The 15873-nt window shown below is 56.8% G+C and carries 14 protein-coding genes and 2 pseudogenes; 7 read left to right on the top strand and 9 right to left on the bottom strand.

The features are described 5' to 3' along the window. Positions 1 to 20: 20 nt before the first annotated feature. The 5 genes and pseudogenes from BOW53_RS05840 to nadE all read right to left on the bottom strand — a co-directional run bounded on the left by BOW53_RS05840 (position 21) and on the right by nadE (position 6239). On the bottom strand, positions 21 to 1472 hold the full coding sequence (locus BOW53_RS05840) for a two-component system sensor histidine kinase NtrB (RefSeq protein WP_078486678.1): 1452 nt from the start codon (positions 1470 to 1472) through the stop codon (positions 21 to 23). After that, positions 1423 to 1701 carry a hypothetical protein gene (locus BOW53_RS05835; RefSeq protein WP_078486676.1) on the bottom strand — a complete coding sequence of 93 codons (279 nt, stop codon included), beginning with the start codon at positions 1699 to 1701 and terminating at the stop codon, positions 1423 to 1425. The genes BOW53_RS05840 and BOW53_RS05835 overlap by 50 nt, the downstream gene beginning before the upstream one ends. Before the next feature lie 399 nt (positions 1702 to 2100). Further along, complete coding sequence (locus tag BOW53_RS05830) at positions 2101 to 3084, bottom strand: ribonuclease H-like domain-containing protein (protein ID WP_078486674.1); 984 nt, start codon at positions 3082 to 3084, stop codon at positions 2101 to 2103. Continuing rightward, positions 3074 to 5366: pseudogene (locus tag BOW53_RS05825) on the bottom strand (DEAD/DEAH box helicase). Before BOW53_RS05825 ends, BOW53_RS05830 begins: the two are co-directional and overlap by 11 nt. Before the next feature lie 90 nt (positions 5367 to 5456). Beyond that, positions 5457 to 6239 (bottom strand): NAD(+) synthase, encoded by a 783-nt coding sequence (gene nadE / locus BOW53_RS05820; protein ID WP_078486672.1) that lies wholly within the window; start codon positions 6237 to 6239, stop codon positions 5457 to 5459. A gap of 174 nt (positions 6240 to 6413) precedes the next feature. Between nadE and BOW53_RS05815 the strand changes: the two genes are divergently transcribed. From BOW53_RS05815 to BOW53_RS05795, 5 genes are all read left to right on the top strand, one after another. Beyond that, on the top strand, positions 6414 to 7382 hold the full coding sequence (locus BOW53_RS05815) for a YbgA family protein (RefSeq protein WP_078486670.1): 969 nt from the start codon (positions 6414 to 6416) through the stop codon (positions 7380 to 7382). Between the two features lie 84 nt (positions 7383 to 7466). Then, a complete protein-coding gene (locus BOW53_RS05810) occupies positions 7467 to 8006 on the top strand; it encodes a uracil-DNA glycosylase family protein (RefSeq protein ID WP_078486711.1) in 540 nt (179 codons plus the stop codon). Next, positions 8003 to 8746 carry an alpha/beta family hydrolase gene (locus BOW53_RS05805; protein ID WP_245832017.1) on the top strand — a complete coding sequence of 248 codons (744 nt, stop codon included), beginning with the start codon at positions 8003 to 8005 and terminating at the stop codon, positions 8744 to 8746. Before BOW53_RS05810 ends, BOW53_RS05805 begins: the two co-directional genes overlap by 4 nt. Positions 8747 to 8831: 85 nt before the next feature. Beyond that, the gene (locus BOW53_RS05800; RefSeq protein ID WP_172838785.1) at positions 8832 to 9371 is read left to right on the top strand and encodes a dienelactone hydrolase family protein; all 540 of its coding nucleotides are present in this window, start codon (positions 8832 to 8834) and stop codon (positions 9369 to 9371) included. A gap of 91 nt (positions 9372 to 9462) precedes the next feature. Continuing rightward, positions 9463 to 10380 carry a winged helix-turn-helix domain-containing protein gene (locus tag BOW53_RS05795; protein WP_245832016.1) on the top strand — a complete coding sequence of 306 codons (918 nt, stop codon included), beginning with the start codon at positions 9463 to 9465 and terminating at the stop codon, positions 10378 to 10380. A gap of 12 nt (positions 10381 to 10392) precedes the next feature. On the opposite strand, the gene BOW53_RS05790 is transcribed toward BOW53_RS05795, so the two are convergent. From BOW53_RS05790 to BOW53_RS05775, 4 genes are all read right to left on the bottom strand, one after another. Continuing rightward, entirely contained in the window at positions 10393 to 11421 is a 1029-nt protein-coding gene (locus tag BOW53_RS05790; RefSeq protein ID WP_078486663.1) for a hypothetical protein, read from the bottom strand. 195 nt (positions 11422 to 11616) lie between these two features. Next, entirely contained in the window at positions 11617 to 12333 is a 717-nt protein-coding gene (locus BOW53_RS05785) for a tRNA1(Val) (adenine(37)-N6)-methyltransferase (RefSeq protein WP_078486661.1), read from the bottom strand. A gap of 32 nt (positions 12334 to 12365) precedes the next feature. Continuing rightward, positions 12366 to 13991, bottom strand: coding sequence for a formate--tetrahydrofolate ligase (locus tag BOW53_RS05780; RefSeq protein ID WP_078486659.1), 1626 nt, complete (start codon positions 13989 to 13991; stop codon positions 12366 to 12368). A gap of 17 nt (positions 13992 to 14008) precedes the next feature. After that, positions 14009 to 14866, bottom strand: coding sequence for a LysR substrate-binding domain-containing protein (locus BOW53_RS05775; RefSeq protein WP_078486658.1), 858 nt, complete (start codon positions 14864 to 14866; stop codon positions 14009 to 14011). A 123-nt stretch (positions 14867 to 14989) separates the two neighbouring features. On the opposite strand from BOW53_RS05775, the gene BOW53_RS13150 reads away from it, so the two are divergent. Further along, entirely contained in the window at positions 14990 to 15250 is a 261-nt protein-coding gene (locus BOW53_RS13150) for a DUF1127 domain-containing protein (protein WP_245832015.1), read from the top strand. A 94-nt stretch (positions 15251 to 15344) separates the two neighbouring features. Next, a pseudogene (locus tag BOW53_RS13865) lies at positions 15345 to 15838 on the top strand (ARMT1-like domain-containing protein). Positions 15839 to 15873: the final 35 nt, after the last annotated feature.

Below are 15873 nucleotides of genomic sequence, written 5' to 3'. Positions count from 1 at the left end.
CGCTGGAATAATGAAGTGACTCAGGCTTCGAGGGGAAGATAGATGCTGATTGCAGTCCCCTGACCCGGTACGGAATCCACGCTCATCCGCCCACCGTGCTCTTCACATACGATGAAATAGGATACCGACAGGCCAAGCCCCGTACCCTGCCCTACCGGACGGGTGGTGAAGAACGGCTCGAAGACACGATGAGTGGTTTCCTCGTCCATACCGGGACCGTCATCTTCCACCACGATCTTGAACATGCCGTCCTCTTTGCACGTGGTCAATGTTATACGTGCATGTTCTCCCCGCTCTTTCTGTTCAAACAGTGCCTGGGCGGAGTTGCGCAACAGGTTGAGTAAAACCTGCTGCATTTCAGAGGCGATACAGGGAACCAGGGGCAGATCATCCCCCGTCTCTCGTACAATCTCAATATTGCGGAAGTCGTATTTCTTCTTCAGATCGTAATCCACCGCTGCCAACTCAAGGGTCCGTTCGATCAGGGGCGGTATCTCTTCAGGCAGCCCCTTCTTGCCCTCCATCCCGGGGTAATCGTTATGAATAGCCGGTTTGCCCTCACGCAGGCAGTCAGCCCAGATACCGGCCATCTCCAGCTGGTAGTGTTTCTCCTCCAGCGCAGTGCAGATCTCAAGCACCCCTTTCGACCAGGTGTAGAGCTCGATCTCCCGGGATTCGTGATGGAAGAAGTGGAGGTAGGTCCCCGTACTTCGGGTCAGGCGCACGCCCTCCTCGATGGCATATTCAATCAAATCGCGTTCATTCTCCGCATGATACATAGCAAGGTCGTACTGCGCCGCAAGACGCACTTCGTCTCTTTGTCGTCTTGTCTCAGCCTCCTTGCGTTCCGAGATGTCACGTACCTGTGCCATCAGGTGTGGCTGCCTTTCAATCTCGATCGGCCCAACACGAACCTCAACAGGAAACTGATCGCCGTCCTTGCGTTTATGGGTGCCTTCTGCAGTCTGTGTTCCCTGATCCTCAACAAGCTGTATAAACTGATCCAGTTTATCCTTGGGAAAATCCACATCGAAGTCCGAGACATTGAGCGTGAGAAGTTCATCCCGGCTGTAGCCCAGGCTCTCACAGGCCCGTGTATTTACATCCCTGATATCACCGTTCACATCAATCAGGAAAAAGGCATCAACGGCATTTTCCACAAGTGTCCGGAAACGGACTTCGCTCTCCTGCAGCACTGATTGGGCCCGGTGGTGTTCTACAGCGCGTTTGATGTTCTGGCGGCAAATATAAGCAATCCCGCCCAATCCCAGAATCCAGATTCCACCATGGGTCCAGAGCAGCGCGTTGACTGCCTTGGCCTGCTCCTGGTAGTAGTGCGTCATTGGCACGATGACACCAACGCCTCCACGCACATCCCCCACTTCGTATCCCTGATGACCGTGACATTTCAGGCATCCCTTCTTAACGATCATGGGACGCATCAGGCGCAGATAGTCCACTCCGTCGCTCATTCGCCAGTACGTAAACCCCACCGTGGCGCGTAGCCCAAAGGCGAAAGGCCTGGTCCTTGTCGAAGCTGGCCCGGGCCTCCTCCTGGGCCAGACCAAATGCCTGGTACTGCTCGTTCAGGATATTCCAACCCAGGGAAACTGCGACGATCAGGGTCCAGACGGCAACCGCGATTACCGTGTGGCTGGTAACCTTGCCAAGAGCTGCATAATTGACGCTTGGGTGTGCCATCGAATCCAGTTTCCAAGCAGAGCCTTTATTAGTTGAGAACTTATCCGCTTCATTCAGTCTCCCTGAAAAATCTCAGGAAACAACTGATCTCTCTCCAAAGGATAGTTCGGAAACAGGATTCATGTAATGGTGCACGATCGCCAGAATCAGGAAACACGCCCTAGATCATCAACTCCATATGTCTTTGATCCGGGAATATTTTTGCCCACAAACGTCGTGTTCGTTTGCGGCTTTCCACGCTGTCCGGGAGTCGTCGGTTCAGCCTGAGGGCAAATGCAAAATCCTTTTCACATGCTCGTGATACTTCGCCAGCTGTTCAATGGCTTCGGCATCGCCCTGACCCGACAAATTGGACCAGATCGCGCAGGCCTTCTCCCAGTTGTTACGCCGACGCCATAGCTAGGCCAGCCCTTTCCAACCCCGGATCGACAGACGCTCTTTAGAGGCTTCCAATAGCCGCAGCGCCGTAAGTTCATCTCCCGACCTGATCCAGGCTTGTGTAATGGAGAACGCATCTGCATTCCACTCACCGGGACTGCCGTAAACCCTGGATAACAGGGGCAACAGTGCTGCCAGGCTGATGATGTCCCAACGATTATGTTTCAACACGCCAGCCAGGCGAATGGGATTGCCATAGCGTATCCAGTCGAACCAGGCACCTGGAGCCTCGGCACCGGAAAGGTCGTCGACTCGTTCAAATCCGAGAAGCTTGTTTTCTGCAGTACCGAGACGGCACTCCGGCCATTGGGATCTGAATGCACGACGCACGGGATGGAGCAGATCGATGTGATCCAGTCTGCCGAAGAGATCCTCAACGCGAACCATGCGGCTGCGGGTGGCCAGCAACGGCACATCGATGCTCTTGCCGTTAAAGGTGACCAGGGTTTCATCACCGCTCAACCACTGTGCACAGTGTTCGAACATCATCTTTTCACCGGCAAAAGCGGTGAGCAGGTATTGGCGAAGAACCAGTTCAGTATCCTCCATGCGTGCCAGTCCGAGCATGAACACCAGGGTACCGCTGCCACCCGACAGTCCGGTGGTCTCGGTATCCATGAAGAGCAGTTTATGTGGTTCCGGGGTATCGATACCCGGCAGCGTGCACTCATGCCTTACCAGGGACTCGAGGCTCTGCAGGCCGTGCTTGTGATTCAATTGAAAACGCTCTTCAACAAGCACCAGGCTCTCTGCAATCACCTCGCCATCAAGCTGCCCGGCGAGATCATCCTCAGAGAGTTGCTTGCGGGTTGTCATCCTCTCACGTGCGCCGGTTTGCATACGTTCGAGACGCACCCTGAGATCCGCTTTCTGCTCCTGCAACTGGCGCCCCGAGATCACACCGCTCTGCTCACGCAACAGCGCCAGCCTGCTTTTAAGATTCATGTTCGAACAGCTCCAATACCTGTAGTGCCGCCTGCTTGGGAGAGAATCCACGCGCTTCGTCAGAGGCAAGTATCGGACCCACACAAGAGGGGCAACCGTAGCTGCAGTCGCACTCCTGGATCATCTGGCGGGCCTGGCGCACTACCTCTTCACGCCGATCGAACAGCGGTGCTGAGAGTCCCCCCCCCTCCGGGGTAGTTGTCGTAGAGAAACACCGCGGTTCTGAACCGCCCCTGTGCGTCAGGGCTGAGCTCCTCGCCCTCGATACCACGGATCTGTCCGCGGCCGTTTGCACCCACTGTGGCAAACCACTTGGCGTCGCCGTCGCCCACGGCGCGCTCCAGGTCCCTGGGCTCCGACATCATGCTTAGGGCAGCCACGTGATGCATGGCGTAGGCCGCACCCAGAAAGCCGTCCAACGCCTGCTGTCGATTTGGAAAGTGATCCTCCAGCACACCCAGTCTCACCTGCCACCAGGCCGCCGTGGTATGCATCTCCTGGTCCGGCAGGTTGATCTTTCCGAAGCCGACATTCTCATGGGTGTAGTAGCGAATCTTCTTGTAGCCGGCGATGCGGCATACCATGTGCACCTCGCCATGTGCAGTCTCCGCCTGCCCGCCGCAAGCGCGCTCGAAGGCATCCAGGATCTTCAACCGGGTGTAGTCGATGGCGTCGGTGTAGTAATCCGCCCGGGTCTGGGTAACAAACGCCTTGCGCCCCTCCCAGTCCAACCGCTCCACCTGGTAGGGCTGGGACTAGATCATGTAGATCGCTCCCTCGTACAGGGTGGTGGGAGCGGCGGTGTAGTCCACCTCTGCGATCACCTGCTGACCACCGTCAGTGGTATCGATCACCACGAAGTTGCCCTCGGCCACCGAACGCAGGGAGACACTGTTGGCGGGATAGCTGTCAGCCGTCCAGTGCCACTGCTCCGCCTCCCGGTGGAGCACCCCCTCTTCCTGCAGGTAGGCAAGCAGCTCATCCAGTGACTCGCCCGAACGGAACGGCAGTTCGAACGCGGCGCAGCGTACATGCTCCAGCAATATAAGAAGCTGGTTGGGATCGATCCTGCCGTGCTCCGGTGATGCGCCGAGAAAGAAATCGGGATTGCGTACGATGTACTGGTTCAGGGGCTGGATGGAGGCCACCAGTACCCCCAGGGCACCAATATCCACCCCCAGCTCCAGGGCCGAGGTGGATACCACGCAGTCGATGGATCCGCTGCGCAGTTTACTCTCGGTGCTGCGTCGTTCTGTGGGCAGGTAACCGCCCCGGTAGGCGGCGACACGGGGCGGCTTGCGGGGATCCTTGTCGAACACATCCTTCAGATACTTGGTCAGTACCTCCACCATGAGACGGGACTGTGCAAACAGGATGCTCTTTAACCCCATACGGGTCGACAGGCGTGCTATTCGATTGCTCTGGGAGCGGTTGGAGGCGCGGATGCCCAGGTCGGGATTGATCACCGGCGGATTCCAGAGCAGCAGCTGCTTCTCACCCTGGGGTGCCCCGCTCTCGGTGATCGCCTCCACCGGTTCTCCCAGCAGTTGGGCCGCCAGTTCCGCCGGGTTGGCGATGGTGGCCGAGCAGCAGATGAACTGGGGCTCACTGCCGTAGAAACGACAGACACGCACCAGGCGGCGGATCACGTTGGCCACGTCGGAACCGAACACGCCGCGGTAGCTGTGCATCTCGTCGATCACCACGTAGCGCAGGTTCTCGAAGAACTGGGCCCACTTGGTGTGGTGAGGGAGTATGCCCTGGTGCAGCATGTCGGGATTGGAGACCACGATATCCCCGCGGGTGCGCACTGCCTTGCGGGCATCCCCCGGTGTGTCGCCGTCGAAGGTGAAGGTACGGACACCGAGATCCGCCGCCTTGTTCAGCTCGATCAGCTCCGCCACTTGGTCCTGGGCCAGGGCCTTGGTGGGAAACAGGTAGAGCGCCTTGCTCTGCCCCTGCAGCACCGACTGCAGCACAGGCAGGTTGTAGCAGAGGGTCTTGCCCGAAGCGGTGGGCGTGACCACCACGAAGTGGCGCTCACTGGCTGCAATTTCCCAGGCTTCGGACTGGTGGCTGTAGAGCCGGGAGAGCCCGCGCTTGCGAAGTGCCTGCGCCAGGCGTGGGTCCAGATCCCCCGGCAGGGACGCATACCGCCCCGCTTTCTCGGGAATCAGCAATTCATCGGTAATACGTGAACCGTACTTTCGCTTCAGCGCCGCCGCCAGGGAGCGGACCGGATCATCGGCATCGGGAAGGATCCGCTCTGCCTGTAAACACATCTGCGTATTCTCGTTTTGTTCTATATCCGTAGAGCATAGAACAAAACGAGAACTAACAAGCCGACAATCGATCTGCGTTTTTTGTGACTCTCAGCCGTTACGTAGATTTTCGGGAATCATGCAGACCGGAATCGGCAGCATCTTGTGCTGGTTGGCCTTGTTGAGCCTGCGGTAGATGGCCATCACCTCCTGTTCGCGCTCGGACAGGCCGCTCTCGTCCCCCTCGAACTCCATGGCCCACTCCAGCTCAGGATAGCTGGCGCCGATCTGGTCCTCGTCGGTGCGGTCGTCGTGCCAAAGGCCATCTGTCGGCGGGGCTTCCAGAATTTCGGTGTTGACGCCCAGTTCACGCCCCAGGGCGTAGACCTCGGTCTTGTTGAGATCGGCAATGGGACTCAGGTCCACGCCACCGTCACCGTACTTGGTGTAGAAACCGATGCCGAAGTCCTCCACCTTGTTGCCGGTACCCAGCACCAAGTAATCGTGGAAGGCGGCAAAGTAGTAGAGCGTGGTCATGCGCAGGCGGGCACGGGTGTTGACCAGGGCCATGTCCTGCCACTCCTCCTGTACCGGTGATAGTGCCTTAACCAGGCTTTCGAATGTCGGGGTCAAGGGCACCTCGATGGATTCGACGTTGGGATAGTTGCTCTTGAGAAACTCGATGTGACGCTGGGCACGGGTCACCTGGTTGACCCCCTGGTGGATGGGCATCTCCACACAGAGCATGGTCTTTCCAGTCCGCGCGCCGAGGGTTGAAGTGACGGCTGAATCAATGCCACCGGAAACCCCGATTACGAATCCATTCATGCCGGACTCGTCGATATAGTCGTTCAGCCAGTCCGTAATATGATCTATGACCTTTGCTACCTGCATGCTTTATTCTCTCGTTTCCTGGCCGCACTCTGAACCCGGCCATGATTGATATCCCGTCAAATCCCCTGCAATCCACAGATATATGCATTGCGATTTATCTGCTAAGTATAAGGCACCATAATACTGTTTTGGCTATCAAAACAGTATTAAGTGAACAACTGGCAACCAGGACCCATGCCCGACAGAAATCAACATGTTAAGCCTTTGGTCGGCGTCAGTGCCTGTCTCCTGGGGGAGAAGGTAAGGTATGACGGCGGTCACAAGCGGGACGGTTTCATCAGCGGCCCCCTTGCCGAGGAGATGCGTTATGTGACGGTCTGCCCTGAGACCGCGATCGGCCTTGGCGTGCCTCGCCCCACCATCCGACTGGTGGGCCCATTCTCACGACCCAGGGCCCTGGGGGTGAAGGACCCGACTATTGATGTCACCAAAAGGCTGGAGCTGTTTTCCGAGAAACAGGTTGGAAGCTACGGAGAGCTCAACGGTTTCATTCTCAAGAAGGACTCACCCAGTTGCGGTATGACCCGGGTGAAGGTCTACCCGGGCGAGATTGGCGGCAGCGCCGAGAGAAAAGGATCGGGCATCTTTGCCCGCATTCTGATGGCGCATTACCCAAACCTGCCGGTAGAGGAAGAAGGCAGACTGAACGACCCGGTACTGCGGGAGAACTTCATCAACCGGGTCTACGTCCACCAACGCTGGCAGCAGCTGATGCAGTCGGGCTTGAGCGCTGCCGGGCTCATCGATTTCCACAGCCGGCACAAGTACCTGCTCATGACTCACTCCCAGGCAGCCTACAAACGCCTGGGCAAACTGCTCAGCGATCTCTCGGGCAGCCGCCCTGAAGAGATCGCAGGGGAATACATAAACGAAGTGATGACCACCCTCAAGCATAGGGTCAGCCGCAAACGCCACGTCAACGTACTGCAGCACATCATGGGCTACCTGAAGAGAAGCATTGAAGCGGATGACAAGGCCGAGCTTGCCGACTGCATCGAGCGCTACCGCCGGGAAGAGATCCCACTGGTGGTACCCATCACCCTGCTCCGGCACTATTTCCGCCGCCATCCCGATCCCTACATGACGCAACAGATCTATCTGCAACCCCATCCAGAAAACCTGGGGCTGCGCAATGCGCTCTAAACCTTGAATAGACTGCTCATGAACCGACTCGACACCATCAAGCAACACCAGGAGCAACTGAAGCGCTGCAAGCACTGTCCCGAGATGATCGGCCCCGTAGTAACAGGCGAACCGGTTATCTCACCCGTCATGCTGATCGGCCAAGCCCCGGGAGACAAGGAAGGCCCAGCAGGAAAACCCTTTGCATGGACTGCAGGCAAGACCCTCTTCAAGTGGTTCGACAGCATCGGTCTCAGTGAAGAGCAGTTCAGGCACAGGGTCTACATGACGGCGGTGTGCCGTTGTTTCCCCGGCAAGAAGCCCAGGGGCGGTGACCGGGTACCAACACATGAGGAGATTGAGAAATGCGCCCAGTGGATGAGGGTCGAGTTCGATCTGCTGCAGCCCAAACTGATCATCCCGGTGGGAAAACTTGCCATCACCCAGTTCATGGAGGTGAACCGGCTCAACGATATCATCGGCCATTGTCACAAGCTTGAGATAAATGGATCAGTTACCGATACTATCCCACTCTCCCACCCTTCAGGCGCATCCACCTGGCATCACACCGAACCGGGCAAGACGCTGCTACAGGATGCCCTGGAACTGATTGCAGATCATCCTGCCTGGAGATCTCTGCTATGACAAAAGGCAAATACCTGGTCGACGGACCGACAACAGCAAAAGCGTGGCTGATCCTAGCGCATGGTGCTGGTGCCGGCATGGATTCAGACTTCATGGCGGATATCGCCAAACAACTCGGGGAAGCCGGGGTTCATGTCATCCGATTCAATTTTCCCTACATGGTGCAGCGCGCCCAGACTGGCAAAAAGCGTCCACCGGACAGAGCGCCCATCCTGCTCGAGAGTTGGCACATGGTGATCGATGACATCCGCAGCAGCCACAAGGGCCACTTGTTCATCGGCGGCAAATCCATGGGCGGACGCATGGCCAGCCTGATTGCCGATGAAATGGGCGTCGACGGCCTCATCTGCCTGGGCTACCCCTTCCATCCCCCCGGAAAGCCCGACAACCTGCGGACTGAACACCTGGTAGCGCTTCGCACCCCTACCCTTATCTGCCAGGGTGAGCGGGATACCTTCGGCAAACGGGAAGAGGTGGAACAATACGCACTTTCCGATCAGATCCGCACCCACTGGCTGGAAGACGGCGATCACAGCTTCAAGCCCCGCAAGATATCGGGACTGACCGAGGCTCACAACCGCCAGGCACAAGCGAGTCTTCGACCTCGTGAAAGATTTTGGGACATCCAAGTCCCCAAAATCGACTCGGCCTTCGACAACCTATTAGTGCCCCGGACGTCCTGGTCAGCGACTGAAACTCAATTTGCACAGGCGGCATCATGGGACAGGCGATCGAGATAAAAACAGAAGACGGCACGCCCTTCGATATCTACGTGGCAGGGGCTGACGATGCCCCACGCGGCGTTATGATTCTGCACGAGTGGTGGTGGGGGGGGATGCCCCCCACAATATTAAATGGGCCAACACCCTTGCGGAACAGGTCAACTGCCAGGCCATCGTGGTGGACCTCTACGACACCCGCGTAACAGACGATCCCGAAACCGCCTCCACCTGGATGCGGGAGATCGACCAGGAGTTGGCAGACAAGAAGCTGCTGGCCGCCCTGGAATGGCTGGAGCAACCCAACAGGAAACTGGCCACCTACGGCTGTTCGTTCGGCGGCAAGGAATCGATGCAGGCCACCCTGCTGGCGCCGGAAAAAATCAGTGCCACCGCTGCTGCCTACTGCCGGATGGAGACCGACCTGGAGAAGCTGAAAACCCTCCATGGCCCGGTGTTGGCGATCTATGCCGAGCAGGAGCGAACCATGCCCGAGAAGCGTGAGAATTTCGAAGCGGCGATGAAAGATGCCGGCAAGCTCACAAAAGCAGTGAGCTTCGATGCAGCCCACGGTTTCACCAACCCCACCAAAGATTTTGGGACATCCAAGTCCCCAAAATCGACTCGGCCTTCGACAACCTATTAGTGCCCCGGACGTCCTGGTCACCGACCGCTACGCGATAACATTGGAAGTCAAATCTGCAGACAGTAGTGAACTATGGCGCTATACAGCGGACATGCTCTATCTCATAGAAAACCCGGTAGTTCGCGAAGCCTTCTTCCCCAGTGGCACGAACCGCCTTGCTGTTGAACCTGCGAGCAGCGCTGAAACTGACGAGTTGCATCAGATCATTGCTGAACACGAGGGACCGGACGCTTCCCGCTTGCTTTCAAACTGGTGGCATCGCATGCCACAGACATTTTCCACAATCCGTGGTTCTGAAGGTGAGATAACGGGTTTCTATTGCAAACTTGAACCAACCACTACCTCACATGCCTGGCTACAAGAAGATCCGGTAACTGACGTTTGGTTTGAGCATCTCCGTTCCAAGCCCATTCCGGAAGAGCAAACCGTCCTCTTCTGCAGAAGGTGGATAAGTCGCCCCGTGGGAGAAGCACCATCAGAATCCCAAGCCGCTGCCTGGCTGGATCTGAAGCGAACCTACATGGAGATGCGCCCACACTTGCGGCGAATATATCTGACCGTATGTGATCTTCCCGCTTATGCACCCGTGGCGCAGCGCCTGGGCTTTGAAGTCCTGTCAGGCAAGGAAGTGGAACTCGACGGAAACCTCTATCACAGTGCCGTGCTCGATTTTGGCCCGGAGTCTGTTGATGGCTGGTTGTCGAACCTTGCCGCAAGCGAACTGGGCATCGAGCAGGAGACATCACTACTGGATACCGCATCCCGTGAACTTGTCATGGGAGACAAGAGGGTACCCCTCACCCCCCTGGAGTTCGGGGTGTTTAACCACCTGACGAACAACAAGGGAAATGCGGTATCTCGCAGTGAACTGCTGCAGGAGGTATGGGGCACCAGCTACGAAGGCGGGAGCAATGTGGTTGATTCAGTCGTACGTGGCCTGCGCCGAAAGCTTGGGAGCCAGGCAAAATGCATTGAAACAGTCACAGGAGTTGGCTACAGATTGCGTTAGGGCCAGTTAATACTATCCAATAATCTGGAATATCTTCTTAAAGTCCTTCTCCATACTTTGAATGATGGGCAGATCGGTGAAGCCTTGTATCTCCCGCATGGCCAAAGGCGAACTGGAACAAAGACCGGATATGGCATCCGGTTCAAGGTCGAACTCCTCTTTCAATACCCGCAATCCGCCGAATACAGCCGTGGAGTCCGGCGCGCAGAAGATGAGTTTTGAAACTCTATCTCGCACTTCGGGCGACTTGAGAAGCATCGCCGTTTCCCGCTGGAATATGCCATCTGCAAACTCGATGACAAGGTAGTTCTTTGGATTGTTACCGTACTTCAGATCGAAATCATTGAACATATCCAGCAGTTGATCGTGCTCCATCAGGTAGGTGGAGGGATGACCGAAATAGGTGAAGTCCGCGATATATTCTGCACCACAGTCATTCATGAGCAGGATATCTTTCAGGCTGGCCGTACCGGTAATCTTTGCCGCCCTCACTTTCCGACCCATGGAGGATATGGCATAACAACAGGAGGCGGCCGCCTTGGTCTTGCCGCTGTTCATGCTTGTGCCGACACAGAGGATGATTTTCGCACCTGGGTTTTTTCGTGTATCGGACTTGGGCTTCGACAGAACATGGTCGCGGGTATTGATCACCGTGCCATCGTCTGTACAGGCATAGCCCAGCACGCGAACCCGTGTCGCGCGACCGATAAGCTGGTTCTGGTTCTGCACTTTGCCGACCACCCCGCCTCGGCTGAAGAGGTCCACGTACTCCATGTGTTCATTCGGCACCAGCCCCTCGTATTGATCAGGTGCATAGCGGTTACCGAAAACAAAGATTGCATGGGTGCTGATACTGAGGGTGTGCATGAGGGCAGAGCTGCTTTCGATGAGACGATGATGACCCAGGCAGTTGACCTCCCCAAAAACCAGGTCACCGACTTCAGGCTGCTTCCTGCTCGAGGGGTCATACCGTTTTATCAGTGACCTTGGAACAGAAAAGGCAGCACTGGGTATGATGCGGTTTGACTTGATCTTCTCCACGGAAGACACCTTAAAAAGGCCATTGATGTGGCTTGTACAACAGGAAAAGCGCCCACCTGTTTTTCATGGTGAATCACAAGCTTGTTTTTGGCGAAAACTACACCCACCAAGAGCCCAAGGCAAGCATTTTATTGGCAGTAGATTTCATCCAGGTAACGCAGGCGTTCAGTAATGCCATAACCGGTTTAACTTGTATCAACAGTTATCAGCAAACCGCAACAGAAACGGCGCAAGGTATCTGGCGCTCTCTTCCGAATACTCCCGGTGTGCACTGTAGATCGTCACAACCGCTGTATCGCAGGCGTTCTCTTTTCTGCTGAAAGTCAGCGCTGACACTTTTGGCTGGTTGTGGGCATAGCCCCTGTAGTCTCTTCGCTTGGCCAGGTACAAACTACCCGTGGCGGCCATAGCGGTGAATGTATCAACGGCGTGGAGAGATATCAGCAGGTAAAACAGACCCTCATGGGATAACAGCTTGTCTACTGCAGCGACCAGGTCGGCATAGGGAAGCTGGTCGGTGTACCTGGCGAGATTGCGGCCTGTTTCTGCCGACTTGCTGTGGCTGTCAAAGAAGGGGGGATTGCTGATGACCAGGTCATAATGCTCATCGCATTCCGCAGCATAGCCCTGTATATCCCGGTGAATCGCCTGGAACTTCTCCTGCCAGGTGCTCTGGGAAAAGTTGTGGCTTGCCTCGGCACAGGCAGCCTCGGTCAATTCCACCGCTGTAACCGAGTCTGCGCCAAGCTGGGCCACCATCAATGCCAGCAGGCCGGTACCAGCGCCGATATCCAGCACCCGCTCGCCTCCCCTGACAGGCGCCATGGCGCCGAACTGGGTGGCATCGGTACAGACCTTCATGGCGGACTGCTCCTGAAGCACCGAGAACTGCTGAAATCTAAAGAGAGACATTGTTATTGACCCGGCAACCAAATTGGTTATGTTCAAACACCGGAAATCTCACCCACATCGTTGAGATCAATGCCAATGGCTGCCGGCTCCTTGGGCAATCCGGGCATGGTGACGATGTCGCCGGTCAGTGCCAGCAGATACCCTGCTCCGGCAGCCACGCGTATCGACTCCACGGGGAGTTCGAACCCCTCCGGCTGGCAAAACCCATCCGGATCGGTGCTGAGGGAAAGATGGGTCTTGGCGATGCAGATAGGCAGCTTGTCATATCCAAGGCAGCGTATCCGCTCCAGCTCCTTGCGGGCCTGTCTGCTGAAACTCACCCCACCGGAACCGTAGATGGTTCTTGCCACGGATTCGATCTTCTCTTCCGGTGACTGTTCCAGGTCATACAGGTAGCGGGCTTCAGGTTGTGGATCATTCGATGCTTTTGCAACGACATCGGCAAGCTGCTCTGCTCCTGCCCCGCCCTCGGTGTAAGCGGTGGTCCTGGCAACCCTGAGTCCCCGCTCTGCACAGGCACTCTCGATAAGCGCCAGGTCCGCTTCACTGTCCTCTGCAAAACAGTTGATGGCGATGACCGGCTCAAAGCCGAAGGCGCGCACGCTCTTCACATGGTGGTCCAGGTGCAACATGCCCCGCTTGATCTCGTCCGGGTTGCCTCTACTCTCACTTTCAGCACAGCCATGGATTCTCAGTGCGCGTACGGTCACCACCAGTACAACCGCATTGGGCCAGAGCTCGGAACTGCGACACTTGATATCGAAAAACTTCTCGGCACCCAGGTCGAAACCGAAGCCCGCCTCGGCGACCACGAAATCGGCCTTTGCGGCGGCAGTGCGGGTGGCGATCACGCTGTTGCAGCCGTGGGCTATATTTCCGAACGGTCCACCGTGAACGAATGCCGGTACACCTTCTGTCGACTGCACCAGGTTGGGCAAAATTGCATCCTGCAGCAGCGCGGCCATGGAACCCGCGGCCTGTAGCTTGTCCGCAGTCACCGGGTCGCCTGCCCTGTCAAAACCGACGAGGATACGTCCAAGTCTTGCCTTCAGGTCGGACAGATCCTCGGCCAGGCAGAGTATCGCCATTACCTCGGAGGCAGCGGTGATATCGAAACTCGCCTCCCTCGGTACGCCATTGGTACGCCCGCCGAGGCCGATCACCACCTGGCGCAAGGCACGGTCGTTGATATCCAGCACCCGCCGCCAGAATACCTGGCGGTGTTCGAGATCGAGACCGCTGTGGAAGTGGACCGCGTTATCCAGCAGCGCCGCCAGGAGATTGTGTGCCGCGCCCACGGCATGGATATCGCCTGTAAAGTGCATATTGATCCGGGTAGAGGGTTCCAACTGGCACTGGCCACCGCCGGTGCCTCCACCCTTCATACCGAAAATTGGTCCCAGTGAGGGCTCGCGCAATGCCAACGCGGCGTGTTTACCGATACGCTTCAGGCCCTGGGCCAGGCCAATGGAGACGGTGGTCTTGCCCTCTCCTGCCCGGGTGGGATTGATGGCGGAGACCAACACAATCTTGCCACTGCTCGTCTCATGCTTGTCCGGCAACGCATCCAGGCGCACTTTTGCCATCTGGTCGCCGTAGACAAAGAGATCATCGGCATCGAGTTGAAGCATTTTGGCAATTTCCAGGATTGGGCGCATCGATTACCTCCAGGGCCTTACTCTGAACGAAAACCGTCCCTGATGTAATCGGAAAGGCTGTCGATCACGGGAGACTTGTCCTTGTCGGAACGGTGCAGGGTTATGAAGGATTCGGGAAGGTCAGGAAATCCCTCCTGGGCCGTCAGCTCACGCATGTTCTCCTTGAGAATGCTGCGTACAAGTACCGTTACACCGAGCCCAGCTCCCACGATGGACTCGATCCCGGAGATACTCGGGCTCGAGTAGGCAATACGATAGAGCTTGCCGATCCTGTCCAGGGCCTTGAGCGCCACGTTGCGTATCTTGCACCCCTTCTGGAACAGGGTCAGGGGAAGCGGTTCCTGCTCGTGGGCCGTATGGTACTTCGAGGTGACCCAGACCGCACTCTCCCGGCGCAGTACTTCGCCGGTGACACTGCCCGGCATCTCCGTGAACACACCGAGGTCGATCTCTCCCCTTCGAAGGCGATTGATCAGCCACTCACTGGGTTCACACAAAACTTCCACCTGGACCTGGGGATAGGCACTGGCAAACTTGATCAGGATACCCGGGATATAGGTCGCCATGTAGTCGTCGGGAATTCCGACACAGACGCTGCAGATCATGCGGGGCTGGCTAACCGTGGAGAGCATTTCGTCATGCAGCTTCAGGATGCGCCGTGCATAACCAAGCAGCATTTCACCATCAACTGTCAGTGTCGATCCCCTGCCGGACTTCTCGAACAGGGGATGCCCGACCAGTTCTTCCAGCTTCTTCATCTGCATGCTCACAGCGGATTGGGAGCGGTGGACTATCTGTGACGCACGGGTGAAACCACCGGCGTCCACAATGGCCACCAGGGTGCGCAGAAGGTCGGTATCTATATCATGTCTCATCGATCACATTGACGAATGAGTCGTATCAATTTTATTCGTTTGATAAATATTAGATCAGGTACCACACTTATGCCAGTTACCGGGGGTAACTCATTGATACACATACCTTAGGGACCGAAAGAGATGAAACACGCACTCGCCGGACACGAACATATTTCTGTTCACAAATCGTCATTTGTCCTGGGCTGGAAATCCGGTCTGAATGCCCTGATTCGTCTCGTTTGGAACCTGGGCATGCAGGTCGCGTACTCCTACCAGTTGGCACGTCAGAGACGGCAACTGGCCGAACTCAGCGACGAGATGCTGAAGGATATCGGCATCAGCCGTGCTGAAGCCTATCGCGAAGCGCACCGGTCTTTCTGGGACGAGCCGAAAAACCAGTAGTCACCCCATGGGGTGAAACGACCTCCTTCCTGCCGGGCAGGGGAAGGAGGTCTTAAGACTTACCCTTGGGTGGGGAAAGCAATACACTGTGCCCATGAAATCAAAGCCCGAATGCGACCAGTGCTTCCTCCGCCAGGCAACCCATGCTGCGAATCTCGCCCATCTTGCGCCAAGCACCACTGAAGAACTCATCATCGCAGTAAAAGAAGAGCTGACCCGAACCCCTGGGGACGTTTCGCCACCGGTCCGTGCCTCACGGGTGCATGCAGTGGTACGCCAAATCAGCGCCAATCCCGATCCCTACCGCGAAGCAAAACAGCAGGCGACCCGCCAGGCCCTGAACTCTACCCCCAATTGAGTCAGTTGATTGACAAGAGTGACGACCCCCTGGATACGGCGGTACGTCTTGCCATTGCCGGCAATGTCATCGACCTTGGCGTGGCCGCCAGTTACGACCTGGAGGCGAGTATCGAGCGTGTACTGCAGCAGTCCCTGGCCATCGATCACCTGGAAGCACTGAGGGAAGCGCTAGTGGGCCATGCGGTTAATTCGGCAACGCATTCTTTGCCCTATTCACCGAGGCAATAATTTTCTCAGCACTCTTGGTCCACTGGAATGGCTTG

The organism is Solemya velesiana gill symbiont (assembly GCF_002020805.1).
Taxonomy (GTDB): Bacteria; Pseudomonadota; Gammaproteobacteria; order Chromatiales; family Chromatiaceae; genus Sedimenticola_A.
This window is presented reverse-complemented; position numbering and strand designations above follow the sequence as displayed.

Coding starts and splice junctions, on each gene's coding strand:
- BOW53_RS05840 (WP_078486678.1), bottom strand. CDS start 1,472: ATGAGCGACGGAGTGGACTATCTGCGCCTGATGCGTCCCATGATCGTT.
- BOW53_RS05835 (WP_078486676.1), bottom strand. CDS start 1,701: ATGGCACACCCAAGCGTCAATTATGCAGCTCTTGGCAAGGTTACCAGC.
- BOW53_RS05830 (WP_078486674.1), bottom strand. CDS start 3,084: ATGAATCTTAAAAGCAGGCTGGCGCTGTTGCGTGAGCAGAGCGGTGTG.
- nadE (WP_078486672.1), bottom strand. CDS start 6,239: ATGCAGGTAGCAAAGGTCATAGATCATATTACGGACTGGCTGAACGAC.
- BOW53_RS05815 (WP_078486670.1), top strand. CDS start 6,414: ATGCCCGACAGAAATCAACATGTTAAGCCTTTGGTCGGCGTCAGTGCC.
- BOW53_RS05810 (WP_078486711.1), top strand. CDS start 7,467: ATGATCGGCCCCGTAGTAACAGGCGAACCGGTTATCTCACCCGTCATG.
- BOW53_RS05805 (WP_245832017.1), top strand. CDS start 8,003: ATGACAAAAGGCAAATACCTGGTCGACGGACCGACAACAGCAAAAGCG.
- BOW53_RS05795 (WP_245832016.1), top strand. CDS start 9,463: ATGCTCTATCTCATAGAAAACCCGGTAGTTCGCGAAGCCTTCTTCCCC.
- BOW53_RS05785 (WP_078486661.1), bottom strand. CDS start 12,333: ATGTCTCTCTTTAGATTTCAGCAGTTCTCGGTGCTTCAGGAGCAGTCC.
- BOW53_RS05780 (WP_078486659.1), bottom strand. CDS start 13,991: ATGCGCCCAATCCTGGAAATTGCCAAAATGCTTCAACTCGATGCCGAT.
- BOW53_RS05775 (WP_078486658.1), bottom strand. CDS start 14,866: ATGAGACATGATATAGATACCGACCTTCTGCGCACCCTGGTGGCCATT.
- BOW53_RS13150 (WP_245832015.1), top strand. CDS start 14,990: ATGAAACACGCACTCGCCGGACACGAACATATTTCTGTTCACAAATCG.